The sequence below is a fragment of the Paraburkholderia sp. GAS82 genome, assembly GCF_050436285.1.
GTDB lineage: Bacteria > Pseudomonadota > Gammaproteobacteria > Burkholderiales > Burkholderiaceae > Paraburkholderia > Paraburkholderia phenazinium_B.
Genome location: NZ_JBNDLX010000010.1, coordinates 62,091 through 82,272, shown reverse-complemented (window position 1 = coordinate 82,272; position 20,182 = coordinate 62,091). Strand labels below are relative to the sequence as shown.

Here is a 20,182-nt window from a genome sequence, read left to right as displayed (position 1 = left end):
CCGATAGATCGCGGAGTTTGTTCAATCTAATATTAATTCAAATTTCCATGTAGAAACCTTTCGGCATGCAGAGCAAATGATACAAACCGCTGAATCGTTTGCGAATTCGGTACCGGTAGTGATGTATCACCACGTTTCACCGTCTGGCGGACCGCTCACCCTATCGCCGGAGAACTTCGAGTCGCAGATAAAGTGGCTGGCGAACCATGGCTATATCACGCTGACCGCTGATGAATTTGCGCGCTTCCTGCGTGGGGCGCCGATGCCTCGGAGATCGATCTTGCTGACGTTCGATGACGGCTATCTGGACAACTACATTCACGCCCATCCCATCCTTTTGCGTTACGGATTCAACGCGGTCATGTTTCTGGTGACGGGCCGCGTGCATGACGGCGTGTTTCGCAGCATCGACGCGCTGCGTGCGGAACCGGCGCACACGCATCAGGCGTGCGAGCACCTGGTTCGCAACGGCCGCGCGGACGAGGTGACCGTACGCTGGAGCGAGGTGGAGATAATGCGCGCAGCAGGCACGTTCGAATTTCATAATCATACGCATAGCCATCTTCGCTGGGACGTGCTGTGCGATGACGCTATCGGAAAGTATCAGCAAATCAGGGCGGACATCGAACAATCGAAAGCGATCCTGACAAAGCGTCTCGGCGCAGGTTCGCAACACCTGTGCTGGCCCGAAGGCTATTTCGACGCCGACTATATCGACGCCGCTAAAGCAGCGGGATTCGAATACCTCTACACGACACGGAATCTGCGACGCAACGTAGCGGGTAGCGACACCTTGCGGATTCACCGCCTGGCCGATAACGGCAAGGGCGCGGATTGGCTCGCAAAGAAACTGCGGCGTTACCAGGATCCATTGTGGGGCGGGGCGTATTACTGGTTCAAACGCGCCAGACAATGCCGGTGCGAAGCGTGGTCATGAAAATCCTCTACACCAATTTTCACGCAGGAGACGGTGGCGGACACACCACCTACATCCTCACCTTGGCGGCGGCGCTTGCGGAGCGCCATCACGTGACGGTTGCGGCGCCGGGTTCGAGCCGCCTCTATTCAAGTGCGAAAGAGATCCCCGGCGTCGAAGCGATTGCGCTCGAGTTTCGTAACCGACTGGGCGCCATGGTCGGAACGGGCTGGCGCTTGCGGCAACTGATCGAAAAGAGCGGCTTCGACATCATTCACGTCAACGGCTCAGCGGATCACCGGATCGCGATGCTGGCGACGCTGGGATTGAAACGCACCCGGCCTTGCATCGTCTTCACCAAGCACAACGATTTGCCTGTGAGCGGCCTGAGCACCTGGTTTAAGGGGAAGCTGGCGACCGATTCGGTGATCTGCGTATCCGACTACACGCGCCGGCACCTCGCGAAAACCGTGTATGACACGAAGGCGGTGTCGGTCGTGCATCACGGTATCGATTTGCGCCGCTTTGCGCCGGTCGCAAGCGGCGTAAGCGAGCGGCTTCGCAGACGATGGGGTACGGCGATCCCAGACGGAGCGCTGGTGGTCGGCAGTATCGCGGGCACGGACGATAACAAGGGCTGGCTGCATATGGTCGAGGCAGTCGCATTGCTGCCTCCAGCGCAACGCGAACGGATTCGCGTGGTCTTGGGAGGGCGGACGCCCAATGCACAACAACGTGCCAGGGTCCGTGCATTAGGCATGGCGGGCCAGTTGATCTGCACGGGCTTACTGCGCGACGTGCGGCCCCTGGTGGCAGCATTCGATGTGGGTTTTGTGCTGTCACGGCGCGAAACCTTATCGTTCGCGTGCCGGGAGATGATGGCGATGGGCAAGCCCGTGATCGTGTCGGACTCGGGTGGCCTGCCGGAAAACGTCGAAGCGGGCGTAAGCGGGTGGATCGTCGGACCTCACGAGCATGAACGGATTGCGCAACTGTTGATGCGCCTGCTCGACAACCGGCTTGAGGTCACGCTTGCGGGCATGGCGGCGCGTGCGAGAAGCGTGGCGCAATTCTCGCTGCAGGATTTCGCTGACCGAACCGAGGTGGTCTACCAGGAGAGCCTTGCTAGAATGCGGCCTTGGGCAGGCAGCGGCGGCGTGGCGAAATGGAAGGTCCAGCGCCACTCGGGCTGACCTGCGGTGGAGGTAGCCTTAAACTCCAGATCACCCAGGGCTCTCACATGGAACAGATCGTTTTTCGCTCGGCTCTTCTCTCCGACGTGCCTGCCATCGTTGCATTGCTGGCCGACGACAAGCTCGGAAGTCAGAGGGAAAACATCACGTTGCCGCTTGACGAGCGATACGTCGCGGCCTTTCGTGCGCTAGAGGCCGATGCCAATCAGCAACTGGTGGTCGTCGTGGATGGCGACGAGGTCATCGGCACGCTGCAACTGTCGTTCATTCCGGGGATTGCGCGCTTGGGCGCATGGCGCGGCCAGATCGAGGCGGTTCGCATAGCGGCCCATCGTCGCGACGCCGGGCTAGGGCAGAAAGTGTTCGAATGGGCAATCGCCGCGTGCCGTGCGCGCGGTTGCAACCTTGTTCAGCTCACGACCGACAAGAGCCGTGCGGATGCGCATCGTTTCTACGAGAGACTCGGTTTCGTGGCGAGCCACGTGGGCTATAAGCTTGCGTTGTAGAGCCGGTTACCTTCAATAGCTGACCATGTCCACACTGTTGTACTGGCTTTTTCCGCAATTGCGCCAAATGCGTGGCTAAAGCGCAGGCTTTAGCGCCGCATAGGCGCCAGGCGTGATGCCGTAAGCGCGCTTAAAGACGCGGTTAAGGTGACTTTGATCGTAAAAGCCCGCGCTCACAGCTGCCTCCGCCGCGCTGCTTCCGGCCACGAGCAATTGCTTGGCGGCCATCAGCCGCACCTGGTTCGCGTACGCGTGAGGTGGCAGCCCGTATTCCTTACAGAACGCGCGTATCAGGTGATAGCGGCTAAGGTTGGCCACTTCCGCCAGTTCGTCGATCGGGATATCGCGCGCATATTCAGCGCTGATGTAATCGCGCACGCGTGCCATTTTCTGCGTGTCGCGGCCCAGTTCGGTGACGACGGGTTTCGGCTGACCATAGCGGCCAAACAGCATGCCCATTGCCGCCCACCAGTTCGCTTGACGTTCCATTAGCGGCGCAGGGCAGTTCTCGTCGAGACTTGCATGCGCTTTCAACAGCAGCCGGCACAGTTGCGGATCGCAGTAAAGTCCCGGCGGGATGGTCAAGGGCCGGTCGCTGCGTGAGTCGTCGCTAAAGACGGCGCTTAGTGCCGCGAGCCCCTGCATATCGAGGTAAATCGCGCGGTAGTGCCACGCCTTGTTCTCCCAGACCACACCACAATGGTATTCGCCGGGGCCGAACACCCACACGGTGCCGGCCCCGGATACGTCGCTGCCGGTGCGCGTGCGGCATTGGCCTGCGCCGAACTCGGTCATCACGATCACGAGCTCGTCGTGCATATGGCGCTCGAACTCGTGTGCGCCGTAACGCGCGGTAGCGAGTGCCGCGCCCTCGAGCGCACCGTCTCGCCAGTAAACGACTTCCTTGCCCAAGCTACCGTCTGGCATGACTGCTTCCTTAAAATACCAGGTTATCCTCTGTAAGTTCGATCCGGACACGGCGATTGCGGCGGCCTTTGTTCTCGATCTTCGTCATCCGTATCGGACGCGACTGCCCGGTGTTCGTCAGATGCGTCCCTCCACACGCCTGCCGGTCGAGCCCATCAATCTCGACGATCCGGATCGTTCCGTCCGGCGTGGGCGGAGGCGCGACCGAGAGGCTGCGGATCAGTCCAGGCGTTGCCTGGGCGTCGCGCAGGCCGACATAGCTGGCGCGAACCTCCAGAGCCTGGCGAATCACGTCGTTGAGCGGCCCTTCGAGCGATCGCAAGGCGTCGTTATCCGCTTCAGGCAGATCGAAGTCCATGCGCGCGCTGCCGTCTGCGTTGATCTGCGCACCGGTCACCAGTGCGCCGGCGAACTGCTGGTACACGAGCGCGTTCAGGATGTGGGTCGCGGTATGGAGTTGTGCAAGCGTGGCGCGCCGCGGCGCGTCGATCGAGACGTGCAGCTCGCCCGCCAGTTCAATCGACGTATCGAGCTGATGCCAGTACTGGCCGTCTTCCACGGAAACACCAACAATGCGCGCCATGCCATGCCATGGGCATGTTGGAGTGTTGCGGTGTCGCAGACCTGGCCGCCGCCACCGGGATGAAGTGCCGAGCGTGACAGCAGCACGGCACCAGGACGGGCGTCGACCACGCTGGCGTCGAACTCGAGCAGATCGGGCTGCTCGTGGCAAAGATAATGAGGCATCGCAGCAAACCGGGTGACGGGAGACTGATTTCGATGGGGACAGTATAGACGCCAGGGCGCGGGGTCGGTCTTGGTCAAAAGTGCTGTTTGACATGCGGAATGCTGCTCGAGGCCACTGTGGCTGAGGCTTTTGCTGGACGGCTCCGCAACGTGCTTACGCGAAATCTTTGTAGAATGGCGTTGTCCGACCCCGCTTCGATTCACGACAACACTTTCAAGAGATCCATCGATCATGGCGCCGCCCAAGTCCCCTTCCGAGCCGACGCCACCCACGCAGGTCGATATATCCACGTATGAGTTCTCGGAGCAGATCGGTCATCTGCTGCGCCGGGCCTACCAGCGCCACCTCGCGATCTTCGCTCAGACCATCGACGATCCGCAGTTGACGGCGGTGCAGTTCGCGGTGCTCAGTGCGAACCGGCGGCTCGGACCTTCGTCAATGAGCGATCTCGGCAAGGCGACGGCCATCGATGGGGCGACCGTGCGCGGCATCATCGAACGTCTGCAGGCACGTGGGCTTGTGGAGTTGCAAGCCAATCAGGACGATCGGCGCAAGAGCGTGGTAGAACTCACGGAGCGCGGGCGCCAGTTGCTCGAACTGACCACGCCGACCGCTGCGCGTATCAGCGAACTCACGATGAGCGATCTCAACGCTGTCGAGCGGGTGGCGGTGTTGTATCTGCTGCGCAAGCTTTGCGGTCCTGAGCTGGAATAGAGCAGACGTTTGCAAGCGCCGGTGTGCCTGCGCCTGGCAGTGCACCAAGCGTGGGCTGAATCTGAAAAGTGCGCATTTATAGTGTGTACATGTTGTTTGATGGTGCGGCCTGTTTCTGCGGCGGCGCTTGCTTTGAGCGCCTCAAGCACGATCGTTCGAAATGCAGAACGTTGAATTTAAAGGGGTTGACGCATTTTTCCCGGCCATTGAACCGGATCGGGTAAACACCGCTAACAGTGGCATAGAGGTTGCAACTAAGCTTGGAATTACCGCGTGTACGCTCATTTGACACTTTTAGATCGGGCGCTTTGGCGGTACCCAGCTTCTATAGCCGTCTGATTTCGTGATCGGGAGTGCTCTATATGAAGTGGTTCGTCAGGCAGATCGGTGCAGCGCTCGGCGCGTCGTTCCTGCTATCGGTGGCCGGTGTGTTTTGCGGGTCCGTCAGCGTCACGCAGGCGGATGAAATCTCCGTCACGCAGTGGGGCAGCAGCCTCTACGGCCTTCCGTATGCCGTCGCGATGGACAGAGGCCTGTTCAAGAAGGCCGGCGTCGACATCACCGGCATTCTCACCTCGAGCGGCGGCGGCACGACCGTGCGCAATATCCTCGCCAGCAAGACGCCGTACGGCGAAGTCGCAGTCGCGGCCGCGCTCGCCGCGCAGCGCCAGGGGATGGATCTCGTCATCGTGAATGTCGGCACGCGCAGCGTCGCGGAGGCGTCGATGGTCGCTATGCCCAACGCCAACGTGCAAACCGTTGCTGATCTGGCCGGCAAGAAAGTCGCGATTACGTCGCCCCGAGGCGTGTCCGAAATGCTGTTGCTGATGGTGCTCAAGCAAAAGGGCGTCGACGCAGGCAAGGTGACCCGCGTCGCCTCGGGTGGCTACGTTAACGGTCTGACGATGCTCGAGCAGGGGGCCGTCTCCGGTGCAGTGCTGATTGAACCGCTTTCAATTGTGCGCAAAGCCAATTACCGCACCGTGTACCGGGCGGGCGACATTCTGCAGCCCATGACCACCTCGGTCGGCATTACCACCCGCGAGTTTGCCAAGTCCCATCCGGATGAGTTGCGCGCGATCATTGCCGGGCGGCGTGCGGGTGTGGATGCGTTGTACGCGGATCCGGCCGGCGCCGCGAAACTACTGGAGACAAGCTTCAAACTCACGCCAGACGTCGCACGCGAAGCCGTGGACAATATGGTCAAGTCACGCATGTGGAGCGACGGTGAATTCAACCGCGGTGAACTTGACCGCATGACGGACGGCCTGAAGCTTGTAGGCGAGCTGAACGGCGATGTCGACTGGTCGAAGCTAGTCGACACGAGCTTTCTGCCCCCCGATCTGAAAGCGAAGAGTACGCTATGAAGGCACGCAACGGTCATCCGACACTGCAGGTTGTCGAGTCGCCTGCGCAACAGGCGCCGGCCTCGCCCGAGGCGCATGTCGAGCTAACCGGCGTTACCCGCTATTTCACACGCAGCGATTCGAAGGAACTGTTTCATGCGCTCGGCCCGATCGATCTCACGCTGACCAAGGGCGAGTTCTTCTCGGTGGTCGGTCCGTCCGGATGTGGCAAGTCCACTCTGCTCGATGCGCTTGCGGGACTCTCCAGGCCCAGCTCCGGCAAGGTAATGTTCGAAGGGCAACCTGTGACGGGTGTGCCCGATGGAGTCGGCGTCGTGTTCCAGGAAGACGCGTCTTTTCCATGGCTGAATCTGCGCGACAACATTTCGTTCGGACTGCGCATGGCGGGCGTGGATGGCGCCGAGATTCAGCGGCGGGTTGACTATGCGATGGGTTTCATGGGCCTGAAGGATTTCGCCAAGGCGTATCCTTCGCAGTTGTCGGGCGGCATGCGGCAACGCGTGTGCATCGCCCGAACGCTGGTGTTGCAGCCTCGCCTGATTTTGCTCGATGAGCCGTTCGGCGCGCTCGATCAGCAAACACGCCTGCTGATGGGCGACGAGTTGCTGCGCCTGTGGCGCGAAACGTCTGCCACTGTGCTGCTGATCACCCACGCACTCGACGAAGCGGCGATGCTGTCCGACCGGGTCGGCGTGATGTCGGCGCGGCCCGGGCTCTTCATCGATATCGTCGAGACCGGCTGGGAGCGTTCGCGCGATAGCCGCGTCGTATCGACACCGCGCTTCGGCGAGATCAATGCCCGCCTGTGGGAGAAACTGCGTGTCGAATCATTGAAGGTGATGGGCGCGCACTAGGTGCGCCGTGTTTTTCGCAGTATTTCTATGCGAACCTGGGAGTTCGAAGTGAAGACGGAAAGTCTGATCCGTATCGCTGTAGTGGTTGGCTTCATCGTACTGATCGAGCTGCTGTGCCGCAGCGGCATCATTGCGCCGAGCGTGCTGATTGCGCCGTCCGCGATGTTCACGCATGGCATCGAGCTGCTGCGCGGCGGCAAATTCGACCACGACATTGTTACGAGTCTGATCGAGATCGTCGCCGCGTCGATTGTCTCCGTGCTGCTCGGTTTCGTCCTGGGTCTCGGCATTCACGCGCTACCGTCGCTGCGCCGCTCGATCGAACCGCTGCTGTCGAGCTACTACGCCATCCCCACCTTCATTTTCTATCCCATCTTTATCGTCGTGCTCGGCGTCGGCTCGCTGCCGATCATTGCCATTGCCGTGATGCTTTCGGTGGTGACGATGATTACCGCGACGCTAAACGGGCTCGACCGCATTCCCCGCGCCTTGCATAAAAGCGCTCAGGTGATGCGTCTTTCGCCGTGGCGTTGCGCGCTTCACATCAAGCTGCCTGCCACGCTGCCGTATCTGTTCACCGGCGTGAAGCTTGCGGTGGCCTATGCGTTCATCGGCGTCATCGCATCGGAATTCATCCTGTCCGGTTCGGGCATCGGCTATGCAATCGGTTACGCGTACAACAACTTCCAGAACGACGACATGTATTCGCTGATGCTGTTCGTGCTCGTGCTGGTGACGCTCGTCAACGCTGTGCTGAACCGGATCGATCAACGGTTTCAGTCGCGCCGGCAACGCTAGCGCTGCGTATTAGCGGAGACGCCACCATGAAAAAATTCCTCGATCCGCTGCTGGTTGCGCTGGTCATTGTCGTGTGCTGGCAATGCCTGCATTGGGCGATCGGCGAGCATTCGTTGAGTTCGCCATGGAGCACGCTTGAGGCGCTGGCCCAGATGCTCGGCACTGAAGCGTTCTGGGGCAACGTCGCGGAGACCGCCCGTGCCCTTGTCTATGCACTCGTGATAGCGCTCATCGGCGGGGTGGCGCTCGGCGTGCTGTTCGGCATCAACCGCATGTCGGGCCGCGTCGCGGAGCCGATTCTGTTGAACCTGTATTCGCTGCCGAAGGTGACGTTGTATCCCCTGGTGTTGCTCGTATTTGGCCTCGGCCTGTCGGCGAAAGTGGCCTTTGGCGTGATGCACGGCCTGATCCCGATCCTGATGTTCACGATGAATGCGATCCGCCAGATGCGGCCGGTCTATCTGCGTGCGTCGAAGACCATGCGTCTGTCGTTTTTCCGTACGATTGCGCATGTCGTGCTGCCGGCGATCTTTCCGGAGGTGGTTGCCGGCCTGCGGCTCGGCTTCTCGTTGACTTTACTGGGCGTGCTGATCGGCGAGATGTTCGCCTCGCAGCGCGGGCTAGGTTATATGCTGACCAGTGCGATGAACCTTGGGGATATCCGCACGATCATGGCAGTTGCCCTGTTTCTTACCGTGTTTGCCCTCGCATGTAACGGCCTCCTGATGATGGCCGACCGGCGCATGAAGCACCGATGAACGGCGCTTCACCGGTTATGAACAACCAAATTCCATTTCACCTGGAAAGGAAGACAAAATGTACGACGTATTCCAGACGGATCGCCTGATCGATCTTTGGCTGACCGAAGATATCGGCTATTGCGACCTCACTGCGCAACTGATGATCGAAGCGGACGAGACCGGCGCTTTCTTCATGAACGCGCGCGAGACACTGATCGTGGCCGGCATCGACGTGGCGGCGCGCATCTTCAAACGCTATGACCCGACGCTCGAAGTGTCGGTGCGTGTGAAAGACGGGCAAAAGGTGGAGCGGGGCACGGTGATGCTCAATGTGAGCGGCACGGCGCGCAGCGTACTGACGGCTGAGCGCACTGCGCTCAATATCGTGCAACGGCTGTCGGGGATTGCCAATCTCACCGAGCAATATGTTGCGGCGGTGGCCGGCACGCGGGCGCGTCTGATCGATACACGCAAAACCACGCCGGGTCTGCGCATGCTGGAAAAGCACGCGGTGACCTGCGGTGGCGGCCTGAATCACCGTCTCGGGCTCGATAACGGTGTGATGATCAAGGACAACCACATTGCCGTGTGCGGCGGCATCGCCAAGGCCGTGCAGCGCGCGCGCCGGCAATTGCCGGTGCTGACCAAGCTGGAAGTCGAATGCGACCGCCTTGAGCAGGTCAAGGAGGCGCTGGATGCCGGTGTCGATGTGATCATGCTCGATAACATGTCCGTCGAGGACATGACCCGGGCGGTGGAACTGGTCGGCGGACGCGTGTTGCTGGAAGCGTCCGGGGGCATCAGCCTCGCGACCATCGGTGCGGTGGCGAAGACCGGCGTCGATTACATCTCCACCAGCAAGATCAATCAGGCGGCGGCGTGCGTCGACATTGGTCTCGACGAGGCCGAGTGATGAGCCAATGGATCGGGCAGGTCGGATAAGCGGCTCATGGCCTCCGGCATTCTCTTCTTCGTGGTGGGTCCGAGCGGCGCCGGCAAGGATGCGCTGATCGAGGGCGCGCGTCATCTCGCAGACCGGTTCTGCTTTGCCCGTCGCGTGATTACCCGGCCCGCGGGGTCGCCTGGCGAGAATCACGAAGCGCTCGATGAAGCGGCATTCGCCGAACTCGAGCGTACCGGTGCTTTCCTGATCTCCTGGTCGGCACACGGTCTGCGCTATGGCCTGCGGCGTGAATTGCTCGACGTATTGGCCGAAGGCCGGCATGTGATTGCAAACGGCTCGCGCGGCATGATTGCGGCGTTGGCGGCGCGGGTGCCGGGCATGGTGGTGATCGAAGTGAGTGCGCCGCATGAAATGCTGGCCGCGCGAATTCTGGCGCGTGGCCGGGAAACACCCGAGCAGGTGCGCCTGAGAGTGCAACGCCAGGTTGAAGCGCATACGGCGGATGTGCCCACCGTGCAGGTTTTCAATGACGGCACGTTGCAGCAAGGCATCGAGCGTTTCATCGCAGCGCTCGAACGCGCCATTCTTCCACCACCTGCGAGTGCCCCGTTTCTGCGTGCCAAGCTGGCGGGCGACGCGCTCAACGAGGCTCAATACGATGCGTTGTTCGACGACATGCTGGCGTTGCGCTACGCCGAGAGCGACATCAACCGCTTTCTGCTGCATGCGTGCGAGCATCTGAGCGACGCGGAGGTATTGGCGCTTGCCAAAACCCGCACCAGGCTGATGCCGCGCATAGAGTGGAATGAACCGATTGTCGTCGACAAGCATTCGATGGGCGGCATTCCCGGCAGCCGGATCACGCTGATCGTGGTGCCGATTGTCGCGGCCTACGGCCTGGCGATGCCGAAGACTTCCTCGCGCGCCATTACCTCCGCCGCCGGCACCGCCGATGCGATGGAGACGCTCGCGCGCGTCGACCTGACGGCGGACGACGTGCGGCGCTGCGTCCATGAAGCGCGGGCCTGCATTGCGTGGAATGGTCGTCTGAATCATTCGCTGGTCGACGAGCGGATCAATACATTCACGCGGCCGCTTGGGCTGGCGTCCAACCGGTGGTCGGTGGCGTCGATCCTGTCGAAAAAGTGCTCTGCTGGATCGACGCATGTGATGGTCGATCTTCCGTGCGGGCCGCGCGCCAAGCTGAAAACCAGTGAGGAAGCGCGCTCGCTTGGCGATCTGTTCGAATACGTCGGCAATGGGCTGGGGTTGACGGTCAAGGCGCTGGTGACCGATGGCACGGCGCCGATCGGCCGCGGTATCGGCCCTGCGCTCGAGGTCCGCGACGTGGGTCTGGTGCTCGATAACCATCCCGATGCACCCGTCGACCTGCGTGACAAGGCATTGACATTTGCCGCGCATATTCTGGCATGGGCACCGGATGTGCAGGACGTAGCCGACGGCAAGCGGATTGCCGCAGAGCTGCTGGCAAGCGGTGCAGCGCGCGCGGCGTTCGAACGGATCGTCGATTCGCAGGGGCGGCATGCATCGCCGGCGTTACCTGCACGAGAGGTCCGTGATGTCATGGCCACGCATGCAGGCGTCGTCACGTCGATCGATGGCTGGCTGATCGCGGAGATCGCGCGCGAAGCGGGCGCGCCCGCAGACGCCGGCGCTGGCATCGATCTGCTGTGCAGGATCGGCCAGACGGTGGCGGCAGGCGAGCCGCTGTATCGGGTTCACGGCAACGAGGCGGGCGCGCTCGAGCGCGCAATGCGTATGGCGGCGCGCGATTCGGCCTGCAGGATCGAGTGACCCAATCGGGTGGGTTCGAACTGAATGACGCAACCAGATGAGGGGGAGCAAGGTGAAGACGACGGTGGTTTCGAGTTGGCAGCAGTTCATGAGTTTGACTGCTGAGCTCGATGGCTGGGCATTTCGTGGTCAGCAGGATGCCAACTGGTTGTTGCAGAGTTCGCTGTCACGTTACCTTGCGGCCTTTGTGCCCGACCGCTCGACATGGCGCATTCAGGAACAGCGCGCCATTCGTATCTTTCGCCGCAAGGCCCACAACTATCTCTCCGATGTGCGCGCGCTCTCGGACGATCTGCGCTGCCTCGGCCTGATGCAGCACCATGGCGCACCAACCCGGATGCTCGATTTCACGAAGTCGCCCTTCGTTGCGGCTTTCTTTGCGCTGGAGCGCGCGGTTTCGGACGCCGCGATTTTCGCGGTGAATACGCCAGCCCTATGGACTAACCGCGCCATTCCGGCGAGCACGCCGCATCTCACGCGCGACATGATCGATCCGCGCCGCAAAGGCAACTTCGAAAAATTCTTTCTGACCGACAAGAATCCGGTGATCTGGTTTGGCGAGCCGTCGGAGATGGATCAGCGGCTGATTGCCCAGGCCGGCACCTTCGTCTTGCCCGGTTTGCTGCAAAAGCCGCTTGATGAAATCCTTAACAATTACTCAAGCGATGACGAACTGCTGCGCAAGATCGTCCTGCCGCGCGCGGTCCGGGACGATGCGATGCGTGCGCTCTACCGGATGAACATTACCAACGCGTCGTTGTTTCCGGATATGGAGGGGCTTGCGCGCTCGATTGCGCTGGAGCTGGAGATGGTCTGGCCGACGGTTGACCGGATCGCCCCGCCAACAAGGCAGTAGGGCGTCACGCAGGACACCAGGGGCTGCCCCCGGCTGGCGGCAGGACACCTGACGTCGTACACTTGCGCTAGCAGAATAATGATTAATTGCGCATTTAACGATTCAGGAGACGACATGGAATCCGTTCAACCCACCGAGGCGCCTGGCGGTACCGCTCCGCGTCTTTCGAAGTTCGGCGCGGTACTGCGCGTGACGAGCGGCAATTTCCTCGAACAATTCGACTTCTTCCTGTTCGGCTTCTACGCCACGTACATCGCGAAGACGTTTTTCCCGGCCGCCAGCGAGTTCGCCTCGCTGATGCAGACCTTCGCCGTCTTCGGGGCCGGCTTCCTGATGCGGCCGTTAGGGGCGATCGTTCTCGGCGCATATATCGACAAGGTGGGGCGCCGCCGCGGCCTGATCGTCACACTGGCGATCATGGCGAGCGGCACGATCCTGATCGCGATTGTGCCGGGCTTCGCCACGATCGGTCTGCTGGCGCCGGCATTGGTCCTTCTGGGCCGTCTGCTGCAGGGCTTTTCCGCGGGAGCGGAGCTGGGCGGCGTCTCGGTCTATCTGGCCGAAATGGCGACACCCGGCAAGAAAGGCTTTTACACGTCATGGCAGTCGGCCAGCCAGCAGGTAGCGATCGTCGTGGCGGCGGCGCTCGGCTATGCGCTGAACCTGCTGCTGACGTCTGCGCAGATCGGTGCCTGGGGCTGGCGCCTGCCGTTCCTGATCGGTTGCATGATCGTGCCGTTCCTGTACGTGCTGCGTCGCTCGCTGCAGGAAACCGCTGAGTTCCAGGCGCGCCGCCATCATCCGGCGACGGCTGAAGTGTTCCGCTCGATGCTGACCAACTGGAAGACCGTCATTGCCGGGATGATGATGGTCGCGATGACCACGACCACGTTCTACCTGATCACCGTCTATACGCCGACCTTCGGTCGCGCCGTGCTGCATCTGAGCACATCGGACGCGCTCGTCGTCACGCTGCTGGTGGGCGTATCGAACTTTATCTGGCTGCCTATCGGCGGGGCGATCTCGGATCGTATCGGCCGGCGTCCTCTGCTGCTGTTCATTTCCGCGCTGGCCATCGTGACGGCGTATCCGGCATTGGAATGGCTCGCGCATGCGCCGAGCTTCCTGCGCATGCTGACCGTGCTGCTGTATTTCTCGTTCTTCTTCGGTGCCTACAACGGTGCGATGGTGCCGGCCTTGACCGAGGTGATGCCAGTCGAGGTGCGGGTGGCCGGCTTCTCGCTCGCGTTCAGTCTGGCAACCGCAATTTTTGGCGGATTCACCCCGGCCGTTTCGACTTTCCTGATCGAGATGACCGGCGACAAGGCCGCGCCCGCCTATTGGCTGATCTTTGCGGCTCTGTGCGGCTTCGTGGCGACGCTGGTGCTGTATCGCCGCGGCGGCGCGGCCGAGTTGCAGGCGAAACTGGGGTGACGCCAACGGCGCCCGGGACGCGTGAGCGGCGGTGTCCCGTGCCTGCTATCGCAGTGCCGCAGCCAGCCGCTTGCGCGTAAGCCAGCGCACAGCGAGAAGACAGCTCACCATTACCGTGAGCGACAACACGGTGGTCATCGTGCCGAGCGCGTAGATCACCGGTGTCGTCACCGACGTAGTAAGTCCCTGCAATTCCAACGGCAACGTGTTCTGATCGCCGATAGCCTGCGAGGTCCGGGCAATCTCGTCCCACGAAAGCGTGAAGCCAAACATGGCCACACCGATCACGGAAGGCCCGATGATCGGCAGCACGATATGCCTGAAGTTTTGCCATGGCGTCGCGCCAAGATCGCGTCCCGCTTCTTCGTAGGCCGGATTGAAGCGGTTGAATACGGCGAACATCACGAGCAGACCGAACGGCAAGGTCCACGTCAGATGCGCACCGAGTGCCGAGGTGAACAGCCCCATCGTGGTGGAATAGTTGTCGACGAATGCCTGGTTGCCCAAAGCAGTGGCCAGATACTTGATACCGCTATCGAGCAGACGAAACGTCAGGCCGATGCCAAGCGACACGATGATCGAAGGCATGATCAGGCTCGCCACCGACACATAAAACACCGCCGTATCGCCGCGAAACCGCTTGCGGAACGCGAGTCCCGCCGCCACTGAGAACAGCACGGTCAACACCGTCACGGCCAGCGCGAGGCGCACCGAGCGCAAAAACGCTGCCCAGATATCGATATCGCCGACGCCGTCGCGCAGCACCGAGAACCAGTGCAGCGAGACGCCGCGCATCGGGAACGTGAGGCCGCCTTCCGGTCCCTGGAACGAGAGAATGAAGATGGTGATGACGGGGCCATACAGAAACAGCACGAATAGCCCGAACAGCAGCGCCAGCCAGTAGAAACTGGCCGGGCGGCGCTCGCGATGCTTGCGGCGGGCGATCTGCATGTCAAAGCTCCTTGCGGATGTCGACCACCCGCGTCAAACCCCACACGATCATCAACACCACGGCGAGCAGGATGATCGCGTTGGCCGCCGCCGCCGGAAACTGCAGATAACCGGTTTGCACCTGAATGATCTTGCCGACCGAAGCGATCTGCTGGCCGCCCATCACGCCGACGGTCAGGAAGTCGCCCATCACGATGGTGATCACGAAGATCGAGCCGATCACAATGCCGGTTTTGGATAACGGCAGCACCACGTCGCGGATCACCTGCCAGCCGCTCGCGCCAGCGTCGCGCGCCGCTTCGAGGAGCGAACGGTCGATCCGCATCATCGCGTTGAAGATCGGCACGATCATGAAGAATGTGAAAAGGTGGACGAAGGCGAGCACCACCGAGAAATTCGAGTACAGCAGCCATTCGAGTGGCGCGTCGATCAGATGCGCGCCAAGCAGCGCCTGGTTGACGAGGCCATTGCGGCCGAGCAGCGGGATCCACGAGATCATGCGGATCACGTTCGACGTCCAGAACGGAATCGTGCAGATCAGGAACAGGATGGTCTGCATCGCCGTCGTGCGCACGTGGAAGGCCAGAAAGTAGGCAATCGAGAAACCTAGCATGAGCGTCACCGCCCAGACGATCACGCAGAATTTGATGGTGGACAGGTACGTCTTGAAGGTGACGCACATATCCGTCATCGACGAACAGCCGTCGAAAATCGCCCGGTAGTTTTTCAGCGTGAAGGCGGGGATGATCTGATATTCGTTGTAGTCCCAGAAGCTGACGATCAACGTAATGACGAGCGGCACGATGAAGAACAGCAGGAAGGTCAGCGTCAGCGGCGTCGCCTGCAGCCAGGCCGGCGTGCGGCGGTGCCGCACCGGTTGATCCTGCGCGTGGGTGGAAAGCTCGATCGATGCCATGGCGGGATATCCGTCGTCGGGAAAACTGCGGTTGCTACCGCGTTATGCAGCAGCAACCGCGGCCTGTCTTATACAGGTGTGCGAAGAACTATGCGGCGATGAACTCGTTCCACTTCTGGACCATATAGATGTTCTCGTCCATCACGGCGTTCCAGCACGCAATCGCACCCATGCGCTCGTCGTACGAGCCGCCGTCGCGCACGGTGCCGGCTTTCTCCAGCAACTGCCCGTCCGGCGCATGGATGTCCTGCGCGGCCGGCTTGCCTTCGATCCAGTAGTCCCACTCGTACGGTTGCATGTGCGTCTTCGCGGTCTCGAGCACACCTGAGTAATAGCCCTGGCGCATCAGATAGGCACCCGCCCAGCCGTCCTGGAACCAGTTGACGAACTCGTAGCCGGCATCGAGCTTGCGGCCTGTCAGCGAGCGCGGGAAGGCGAAGCCCGAGGCCCACGAGCGATAGCCTTCCTTGAGCGGCTGGAACTTGCAGGCAACGCCCATCGTGCGCACCTTCGTCACGGCCGGCGACCACATCGACTGGATCACCACTTCGCCGGAGGCCATCAGGTTGACGCTCTCGTTGAAGTCCTTCCAGAAAGCGCGAAACTGGCCGGAACGCTTGGCGTCGATCAGGATCTTGATGGTCTGATCGATCTCGGCCTTGGTCATGTTGCCCTTGTCGCCGTACTTGACGTGGCCCATTGCTTCGATGGCCATCGCCGAATCCATGATGCCGATCGCGGGAATGTTGAGCAGCGCTGCCTTGCCCTTGAACTCGGGGTTCAGCAATTCGGCCCAGCTGTTGATAGGGCGTTTGATCAGGTCAGGCCGAATACCGAGCGTGTCCGCGTTATAGGTGGTCGGAATCAGCGTCATCCACTCGGTTGGTGTGGCCGAGAACTCGGTGGAGCGCGGACCCGTCAGGAACATCACCTTCTTCGGCGCAGTGCCCTGGTCGCCGATCTTCTTGCCGTTCACTTCGCCCTTGGTAAGCACCGGCGTGATCTTGTCGGCGAGCTTGATCTTCTTCGCGTCCATGCCTGCGAGCGTGCCCGCGGGAATCAGCTTCTTCAGCGAGAAATATTCGGTATCGACGATATCGAACGAATTGGGCTGCGTGATGATGCGTTTGGCGACGTCGTCGGTCGTGACCGGAATATATTGAATCTCGATGCCGGTATCTTCCTTGAACTTCTTCGCGATGTCGGAGCTCTGGTTGACGGCCGTGCCCAGATAGCGCAATACGATTTTCTCTTGCGCATGCACGTACGGGAAGCCGGCAATGCCGGCCGCTGCAACCGCGCCCTTGATGAGCGTGCGGCGCTTCTGGCCTTTGTCCGTCAGCTCGGATTCGGCCGCGGCCGGGCGCTCGTTCTGCTCACTCATTGCATTCTCCTCAGGTGACGTTCTGCTCATATGACGTTCTGGTGGGGTGTGACAAAAAACGGTAAAGGCTGGTCTGGGTAACCCAAAAGAGACGGCTTAGGCGGCCAGCGGATGAGCATCCTGCTCGTTCCACCACACGACCACCCGTGCCTCGGGTCCGAGCCGCGCGGGGTCGTAGTCGGCGTCGCTCACGAGTGAGACGAGTTCCGGTGAGCCGTCGAGTGGCACGAGTGTCATGCGCAGATGGGTCCCCTGGTATTCGGCTTCGCGTACGGTGCAGGGCACGCCGCCGATCCGCGCGAGACCGCCGTCGCCTGCGGCCGCCTGAACAGGTGTGACGCCATGCGGCACCACGCGCAAATGGTCCGCACGCACGGTAAACAGGCGCCCATTGGTACTGAATACGTTGTGGCCGCCGAGAAAACGCGCCACGAACTCGGTACGCGGACGGTTGAAGACTTCGTGCGGGGTGCCGCTTTGTTCAATATGACCATGGCTCATCACGACGACCAGATCGGCCAGCGCCATCGCCTCTTCCTGGGAGTGCGTGACATGCACGAAGGTGATGCCGAGCTCCTTCTGCCAGCGCTTGAGCTCGGCGCGCATCTGTACGCGCAGGAACGGGTCGAGCGCCGAGAGCGGTTCGTCGAGCAACAGGCAGCGCGGCTGGTTCAGCAGTGCCCGCGCGAGCGCGACGCGTTGTTGCTGGCCACCGGACAATTGCGCGGGCTTGCGTTCGGCGTACGCGGACATGGCGACCAGTTCCAGCAGTTCGCCGGCACGCTTGCGGCGTGCTTCTTTCGCGACGCCGCGCATCTTCAGGCTGAACGCGACGTTGTCGAGCGCGCTCAGGTGGGGAAACAGGGCATAGCTCTGAAATACCATCGCCGTGCCGCGCGCCGCGGGTTCTTCGCGGGTGACGTTGCGCCCGCCAAGCAGTATGTCGCCCTCGGTGACCGATTCATGTCCCGCGATCATCCTGAGCGTCGATGTCTTGCCGCATCCGGACGGGCCGAGCAGACAACAGTACTGGCCGCCCGGTATGCGCAGGTCGATCGCGTCGACGGCGAGTGCATCGCCGTATTGCTTCGAGACGTGCACCAGCTCGATATCGGCGGCCTCCGTGTGGAGCACGGTTGAAGCAGGCTGGATCATGAAGAAGAGGTCCTCGTGAACGGTACAGGCGGATCGCGTGCGAACCTCTCAAATGCAAGACATATGCCATGCGCTTCGACTCGGCCCTGACAATCGCCAACGCGTTGCGCTGTCTAATGTCTGCAAGTTGGCTCACATATTGCAAACGATCGGAAGCTCGAATCGCTAACGATCTGAAGCCCCGTTCTTGCGCAATAGCGGTGCGTCTTCGGTCCGTTGCGGGGCATGGCAACGCCAAACCGGTTCATGTGGAGCGCAAACCGTTACTCATGGCTCATTTGAAATGACAGACTCACGGAACATGCCTGAAGCGCGCGATCGCGCCCGCGACCCGATCGCAACGCATGGGCGCTTTCCTTATCGGCCTATTACGGATACCGACGGCTTTCGCTGGCCGGGAGACACCGGACTTGCGGTGTATCTGGGCTTCAATATCGAACACTTTGCTTTTGGCGAGGGGCTCGGCGCGGCGCTCGGACCCATTTCGCCGCAGCCGGATGTGCTCAATTACAGCTGGCGCGAATACGGCAACCGGGTGGGCGCATGGCGTTGCCTCGAACTGTTCGACCAGCTCGAGATGCCGGCGGGTACGCTCATCAATACAGCGCTCTACGATCACTGCCCGGAGTTGATTGCCGCCTGCGTTGCACGTGGCGACGAACTGATCGGCCATGGACACACCAACGCGCACCGGCAGAGCGATCTCGACGAAGACGCCGAGCGCGAGCTGCTCGTGCATTGCCGCGAACGGATTGCGGCGCAAAGCGGCACGGCGCCTTCGGGCTGGCTCTCGCCGTGGATCTCCGAATCGCACCTGACGCCTGATCTGCTCGCGCAGACCGGCTATCGCTACACACTGAACTGGTGCCACGACGACCGGCCTGTGCGCATGGCGACCCGTGGTGCACCGCTATGGTCGATTCCTTATCCGCAGGAACTGAACGACTTGCCGATGCTGGTGGGCCGGCAGATGGACGCGTGCGCGTTTGCCGACATGATCGTCGATCAGTTCGACGAAATGCTCGAGCAGGCCAACCGCGGCAGCACGCCCCAGGCGCTGGTGATGGGGATTGCCCTGCACCCCTATCTGGTGGGGCAGCCTTACCGGCTCCGTCATCTGCGCCGTGCGCTCCAGCATATTGCCGCGGCACGTTCGAGCGGTGACGTGTGGGTGACCACGCCAGGGGGCATCGTGGCACACATGGATGAAGTGGAGCGCAACGCGGGCACACATCAGAGAACACTATGACCGTGAAATCCAAGGCGGCCGCCACCGGGCAGAAGACCAAAGACCATGATGCCGAAGACGACACTGCGGTGGAAGCCCGCATCTATCAGTCGATCTTCGACGGTGTGCTCGACCATCGTCTGACGCCGGGCACGAAGCTGCCGGAGCCGCAGCTATGCCAGCTGTTCGGAGTAGGGCGCGCGGTCGTGCGGCGGGTGCTCGAGAAGCTGGCCTATGACGGTATCGTCGTCCTGCGGCCTAACAAGGGTGCGGTGATCGCAGCGCCCACTCCCGAGGAAACCCGCGAGATTTTCGAGGCACGCCGCGCGCTGGAGCGCACGCTCGTGGAACTGGCTGTGGAGAAGGCCAGTGCCCGCGATATCGAAGCACTGCGGCAGCAGCTTGCCGAGGAGCACAAGGCAATGCACCGCTTCGACCAACCGGCGTGGGCCCGCCTGACGAGCTGCTTTCATTTGCGCATCGGTGCGCTGGCCGGCAACTCGATCCTGCAAAACTATTTGACGGAGCTGATTTCGCGTACTTCGCTGATTGTTGGGGTATACGAAGCACCGGGCAATGCGCCGTGCGAGCACGACGAACATGCGGCGATCGTCGATTGCATCGAGGCGCGCGATGCAGCGGGTGCGGTCGCCCGCATGACCTCGCATCTGCGCGAGCTGGAAGAGCGTATCGAAACATCGCGCATGCCGGGTGAGAAGAGCCTCGCGCAATTGCTGGGGATGACCGAGGCCTGACTACTCGCGGTGGCCCGTCGC

At 61.5% G+C, this 20,182-nt stretch carries 19 protein-coding genes and 1 pseudogene; 14 read left to right on the top strand and 6 right to left on the bottom strand.

Going from position 1 to position 20,182, the window contains the following annotated elements:
- Window positions 1–76: 76 nt before the first annotated feature.
- Genes P3T17_RS28215 through P3T17_RS28205 form a run of 3 tightly spaced genes read left to right on the top strand, consistent with a single transcriptional unit; the run spans window position 77 to window position 2,615 of the window.
- Window positions 77–937, top strand: coding sequence for a polysaccharide deacetylase family protein (locus P3T17_RS28215; protein WP_429409719.1), 861 nt, complete (start codon window positions 77–79; stop codon window positions 935–937).
- Window positions 934–2,109 carry a glycosyltransferase gene (locus tag P3T17_RS28210; RefSeq protein ID WP_429409718.1) on the top strand — a complete coding sequence of 392 codons (1,176 nt, stop codon included), beginning with the start codon at window positions 934–936 and terminating at the stop codon, window positions 2,107–2,109. The genes P3T17_RS28215 and P3T17_RS28210 overlap by 4 nt, the downstream gene beginning before the upstream one ends.
- Window positions 2,110–2,156: 47 nt before the next feature.
- A complete protein-coding gene (locus tag P3T17_RS28205) occupies window positions 2,157–2,615 on the top strand; it encodes an N-acetyltransferase family protein (protein ID WP_429409717.1) in 459 nt (152 codons plus the stop codon).
- Window positions 2,616–2,690: 75 nt separating this feature from the next.
- Here P3T17_RS28205 and P3T17_RS28200 read toward each other — a convergent pair whose 3' ends face one another.
- On the bottom strand, window positions 2,691–3,542 hold the full coding sequence (locus tag P3T17_RS28200) for an AraC family transcriptional regulator (RefSeq protein ID WP_074268106.1): 852 nt from the start codon (window positions 3,540–3,542) through the stop codon (window positions 2,691–2,693).
- A 10-nt stretch (window positions 3,543–3,552) separates the two neighbouring features.
- Window positions 3,553–4,289 (bottom strand): annotated as a pseudogene (locus P3T17_RS28195) (alanyl-tRNA editing protein).
- 232 nt (window positions 4,290–4,521) lie between these two features.
- Here P3T17_RS28195 and P3T17_RS28190 point away from each other — a divergent pair.
- The 9 genes from P3T17_RS28190 (at window position 4,522) to P3T17_RS28150 (ending at window position 13,772) form a co-directional block, all read left to right on the top strand.
- On the top strand, window positions 4,522–5,004 hold the full coding sequence (locus P3T17_RS28190) for a MarR family winged helix-turn-helix transcriptional regulator (protein WP_074268108.1): 483 nt from the start codon (window positions 4,522–4,524) through the stop codon (window positions 5,002–5,004).
- A 362-nt stretch (window positions 5,005–5,366) separates the two neighbouring features.
- A complete protein-coding gene (locus P3T17_RS28185; protein ID WP_429409716.1) occupies window positions 5,367–6,371 on the top strand; it encodes an ABC transporter substrate-binding protein in 1,005 nt (334 codons plus the stop codon).
- Window positions 6,368–7,225 carry an ABC transporter ATP-binding protein gene (locus tag P3T17_RS28180; protein WP_429409715.1) on the top strand — a complete coding sequence of 286 codons (858 nt, stop codon included), beginning with the start codon at window positions 6,368–6,370 and terminating at the stop codon, window positions 7,223–7,225. The genes P3T17_RS28185 and P3T17_RS28180 overlap by 4 nt, the downstream gene beginning before the upstream one ends.
- A gap of 27 nt (window positions 7,226–7,252) precedes the next feature.
- Window positions 7,253–8,023 (top strand): ABC transporter permease, encoded by a 771-nt coding sequence (locus P3T17_RS28175; protein WP_429288600.1) that lies wholly within the window; start codon window positions 7,253–7,255, stop codon window positions 8,021–8,023.
- 26 nt (window positions 8,024–8,049) lie between these two features.
- Window positions 8,050–8,781 carry an ABC transporter permease gene (locus P3T17_RS28170; RefSeq protein ID WP_429409714.1) on the top strand — a complete coding sequence of 244 codons (732 nt, stop codon included), beginning with the start codon at window positions 8,050–8,052 and terminating at the stop codon, window positions 8,779–8,781.
- Between the two features lie 58 nt (window positions 8,782–8,839).
- Window positions 8,840–9,676, top strand: a complete 837-nt coding sequence (gene nadC, locus P3T17_RS28165) for a carboxylating nicotinate-nucleotide diphosphorylase (protein ID WP_429288602.1) — start codon at window positions 8,840–8,842, stop codon at window positions 9,674–9,676.
- A 36-nt stretch (window positions 9,677–9,712) separates the two neighbouring features.
- On the top strand, window positions 9,713–11,482 hold the full coding sequence (gene phnN / locus P3T17_RS28160; protein WP_429409713.1) for a phosphonate metabolism protein/1,5-bisphosphokinase (PRPP-forming) PhnN: 1,770 nt from the start codon (window positions 9,713–9,715) through the stop codon (window positions 11,480–11,482).
- A gap of 88 nt (window positions 11,483–11,570) precedes the next feature.
- On the top strand, window positions 11,571–12,338 hold the full coding sequence (locus tag P3T17_RS28155; protein WP_254369008.1) for an FRG domain-containing protein: 768 nt from the start codon (window positions 11,571–11,573) through the stop codon (window positions 12,336–12,338).
- A 114-nt stretch (window positions 12,339–12,452) separates the two neighbouring features.
- Window positions 12,453–13,772, top strand: coding sequence for an MFS transporter (locus tag P3T17_RS28150; protein WP_429409712.1), 1,320 nt, complete (start codon window positions 12,453–12,455; stop codon window positions 13,770–13,772).
- A 45-nt stretch (window positions 13,773–13,817) separates the two neighbouring features.
- Here the strand turns inward: P3T17_RS28150 and P3T17_RS28145 are convergent, their stop codons facing one another.
- The 4 genes from P3T17_RS28145 to P3T17_RS28130 all read right to left on the bottom strand — a co-directional run bounded on the left by P3T17_RS28145 (window position 13,818) and on the right by P3T17_RS28130 (window position 18,178).
- The gene (locus P3T17_RS28145; protein WP_074268116.1) at window positions 13,818–14,723 is read right to left on the bottom strand and encodes an ABC transporter permease; all 906 of its coding nucleotides are present in this window, start codon (window positions 14,721–14,723) and stop codon (window positions 13,818–13,820) included.
- 1 nt (window position 14,724) lies between these two features.
- Window positions 14,725–15,639 carry an ABC transporter permease gene (locus P3T17_RS28140; protein WP_429288606.1) on the bottom strand — a complete coding sequence of 305 codons (915 nt, stop codon included), beginning with the start codon at window positions 15,637–15,639 and terminating at the stop codon, window positions 14,725–14,727.
- An 88-nt stretch (window positions 15,640–15,727) separates the two neighbouring features.
- Window positions 15,728–17,023 (bottom strand): ABC transporter substrate-binding protein, encoded by a 1,296-nt coding sequence (locus P3T17_RS28135; RefSeq protein WP_074268118.1) that lies wholly within the window; start codon window positions 17,021–17,023, stop codon window positions 15,728–15,730.
- A 96-nt stretch (window positions 17,024–17,119) separates the two neighbouring features.
- Window positions 17,120–18,178, bottom strand: coding sequence for an ABC transporter ATP-binding protein (locus tag P3T17_RS28130; protein ID WP_429409711.1), 1,059 nt, complete (start codon window positions 18,176–18,178; stop codon window positions 17,120–17,122).
- Between the two features lie 283 nt (window positions 18,179–18,461).
- Here P3T17_RS28130 and P3T17_RS28125 point away from each other — a divergent pair, with 283 nt between their 5' ends.
- Together P3T17_RS28125 and P3T17_RS28120 are read left to right on the top strand one after the other, a co-directional pair.
- The gene (locus P3T17_RS28125) at window positions 18,462–19,427 is read left to right on the top strand and encodes a polysaccharide deacetylase family protein (protein ID WP_429409710.1); all 966 of its coding nucleotides are present in this window, start codon (window positions 18,462–18,464) and stop codon (window positions 19,425–19,427) included.
- Window positions 19,424–20,161: a GntR family transcriptional regulator gene (locus P3T17_RS28120; RefSeq protein WP_083611687.1), complete on the top strand. Its 738-nt coding sequence runs from the start codon at window positions 19,424–19,426 to the stop codon at window positions 20,159–20,161. The genes P3T17_RS28125 and P3T17_RS28120 overlap by 4 nt, the downstream gene beginning before the upstream one ends.
- Window positions 20,162–20,182: the final 21 nt, after the last annotated feature.

Coding starts and splice junctions, on each gene's coding strand:
- P3T17_RS28215 (WP_429409719.1), top strand. CDS start 77: ATGATACAAACCGCTGAATCGTTTGCGAATTCGGTACCGGTAGTGATG.
- P3T17_RS28210 (WP_429409718.1), top strand. CDS start 934: ATGAAAATCCTCTACACCAATTTTCACGCAGGAGACGGTGGCGGACAC.
- P3T17_RS28205 (WP_429409717.1), top strand. CDS start 2,157: ATGGAACAGATCGTTTTTCGCTCGGCTCTTCTCTCCGACGTGCCTGCC.
- P3T17_RS28200 (WP_074268106.1), bottom strand. CDS start 3,542: ATGCCAGACGGTAGCTTGGGCAAGGAAGTCGTTTACTGGCGAGACGGT.
- P3T17_RS28190 (WP_074268108.1), top strand. CDS start 4,522: ATGGCGCCGCCCAAGTCCCCTTCCGAGCCGACGCCACCCACGCAGGTC.
- P3T17_RS28185 (WP_429409716.1), top strand. CDS start 5,367: ATGAAGTGGTTCGTCAGGCAGATCGGTGCAGCGCTCGGCGCGTCGTTC.
- P3T17_RS28180 (WP_429409715.1), top strand. CDS start 6,368: ATGAAGGCACGCAACGGTCATCCGACACTGCAGGTTGTCGAGTCGCCT.
- P3T17_RS28175 (WP_429288600.1), top strand. CDS start 7,253: ATGCGAACCTGGGAGTTCGAAGTGAAGACGGAAAGTCTGATCCGTATC.
- P3T17_RS28170 (WP_429409714.1), top strand. CDS start 8,050: ATGAAAAAATTCCTCGATCCGCTGCTGGTTGCGCTGGTCATTGTCGTG.
- nadC (WP_429288602.1), top strand. CDS start 8,840: ATGTACGACGTATTCCAGACGGATCGCCTGATCGATCTTTGGCTGACC.
- phnN (WP_429409713.1), top strand. CDS start 9,713: ATGGCCTCCGGCATTCTCTTCTTCGTGGTGGGTCCGAGCGGCGCCGGC.
- P3T17_RS28155 (WP_254369008.1), top strand. CDS start 11,571: ATGAGTTTGACTGCTGAGCTCGATGGCTGGGCATTTCGTGGTCAGCAG.
- P3T17_RS28150 (WP_429409712.1), top strand. CDS start 12,453: ATGGAATCCGTTCAACCCACCGAGGCGCCTGGCGGTACCGCTCCGCGT.
- P3T17_RS28145 (WP_074268116.1), bottom strand. CDS start 14,723: ATGCAGATCGCCCGCCGCAAGCATCGCGAGCGCCGCCCGGCCAGTTTC.
- P3T17_RS28140 (WP_429288606.1), bottom strand. CDS start 15,639: ATGGCATCGATCGAGCTTTCCACCCACGCGCAGGATCAACCGGTGCGG.
- P3T17_RS28135 (WP_074268118.1), bottom strand. CDS start 17,023: ATGAGTGAGCAGAACGAGCGCCCGGCCGCGGCCGAATCCGAGCTGACG.
- P3T17_RS28130 (WP_429409711.1), bottom strand. CDS start 18,178: ATGATCCAGCCTGCTTCAACCGTGCTCCACACGGAGGCCGCCGATATC.
- P3T17_RS28125 (WP_429409710.1), top strand. CDS start 18,462: ATGACAGACTCACGGAACATGCCTGAAGCGCGCGATCGCGCCCGCGAC.
- P3T17_RS28120 (WP_083611687.1), top strand. CDS start 19,424: ATGACCGTGAAATCCAAGGCGGCCGCCACCGGGCAGAAGACCAAAGAC.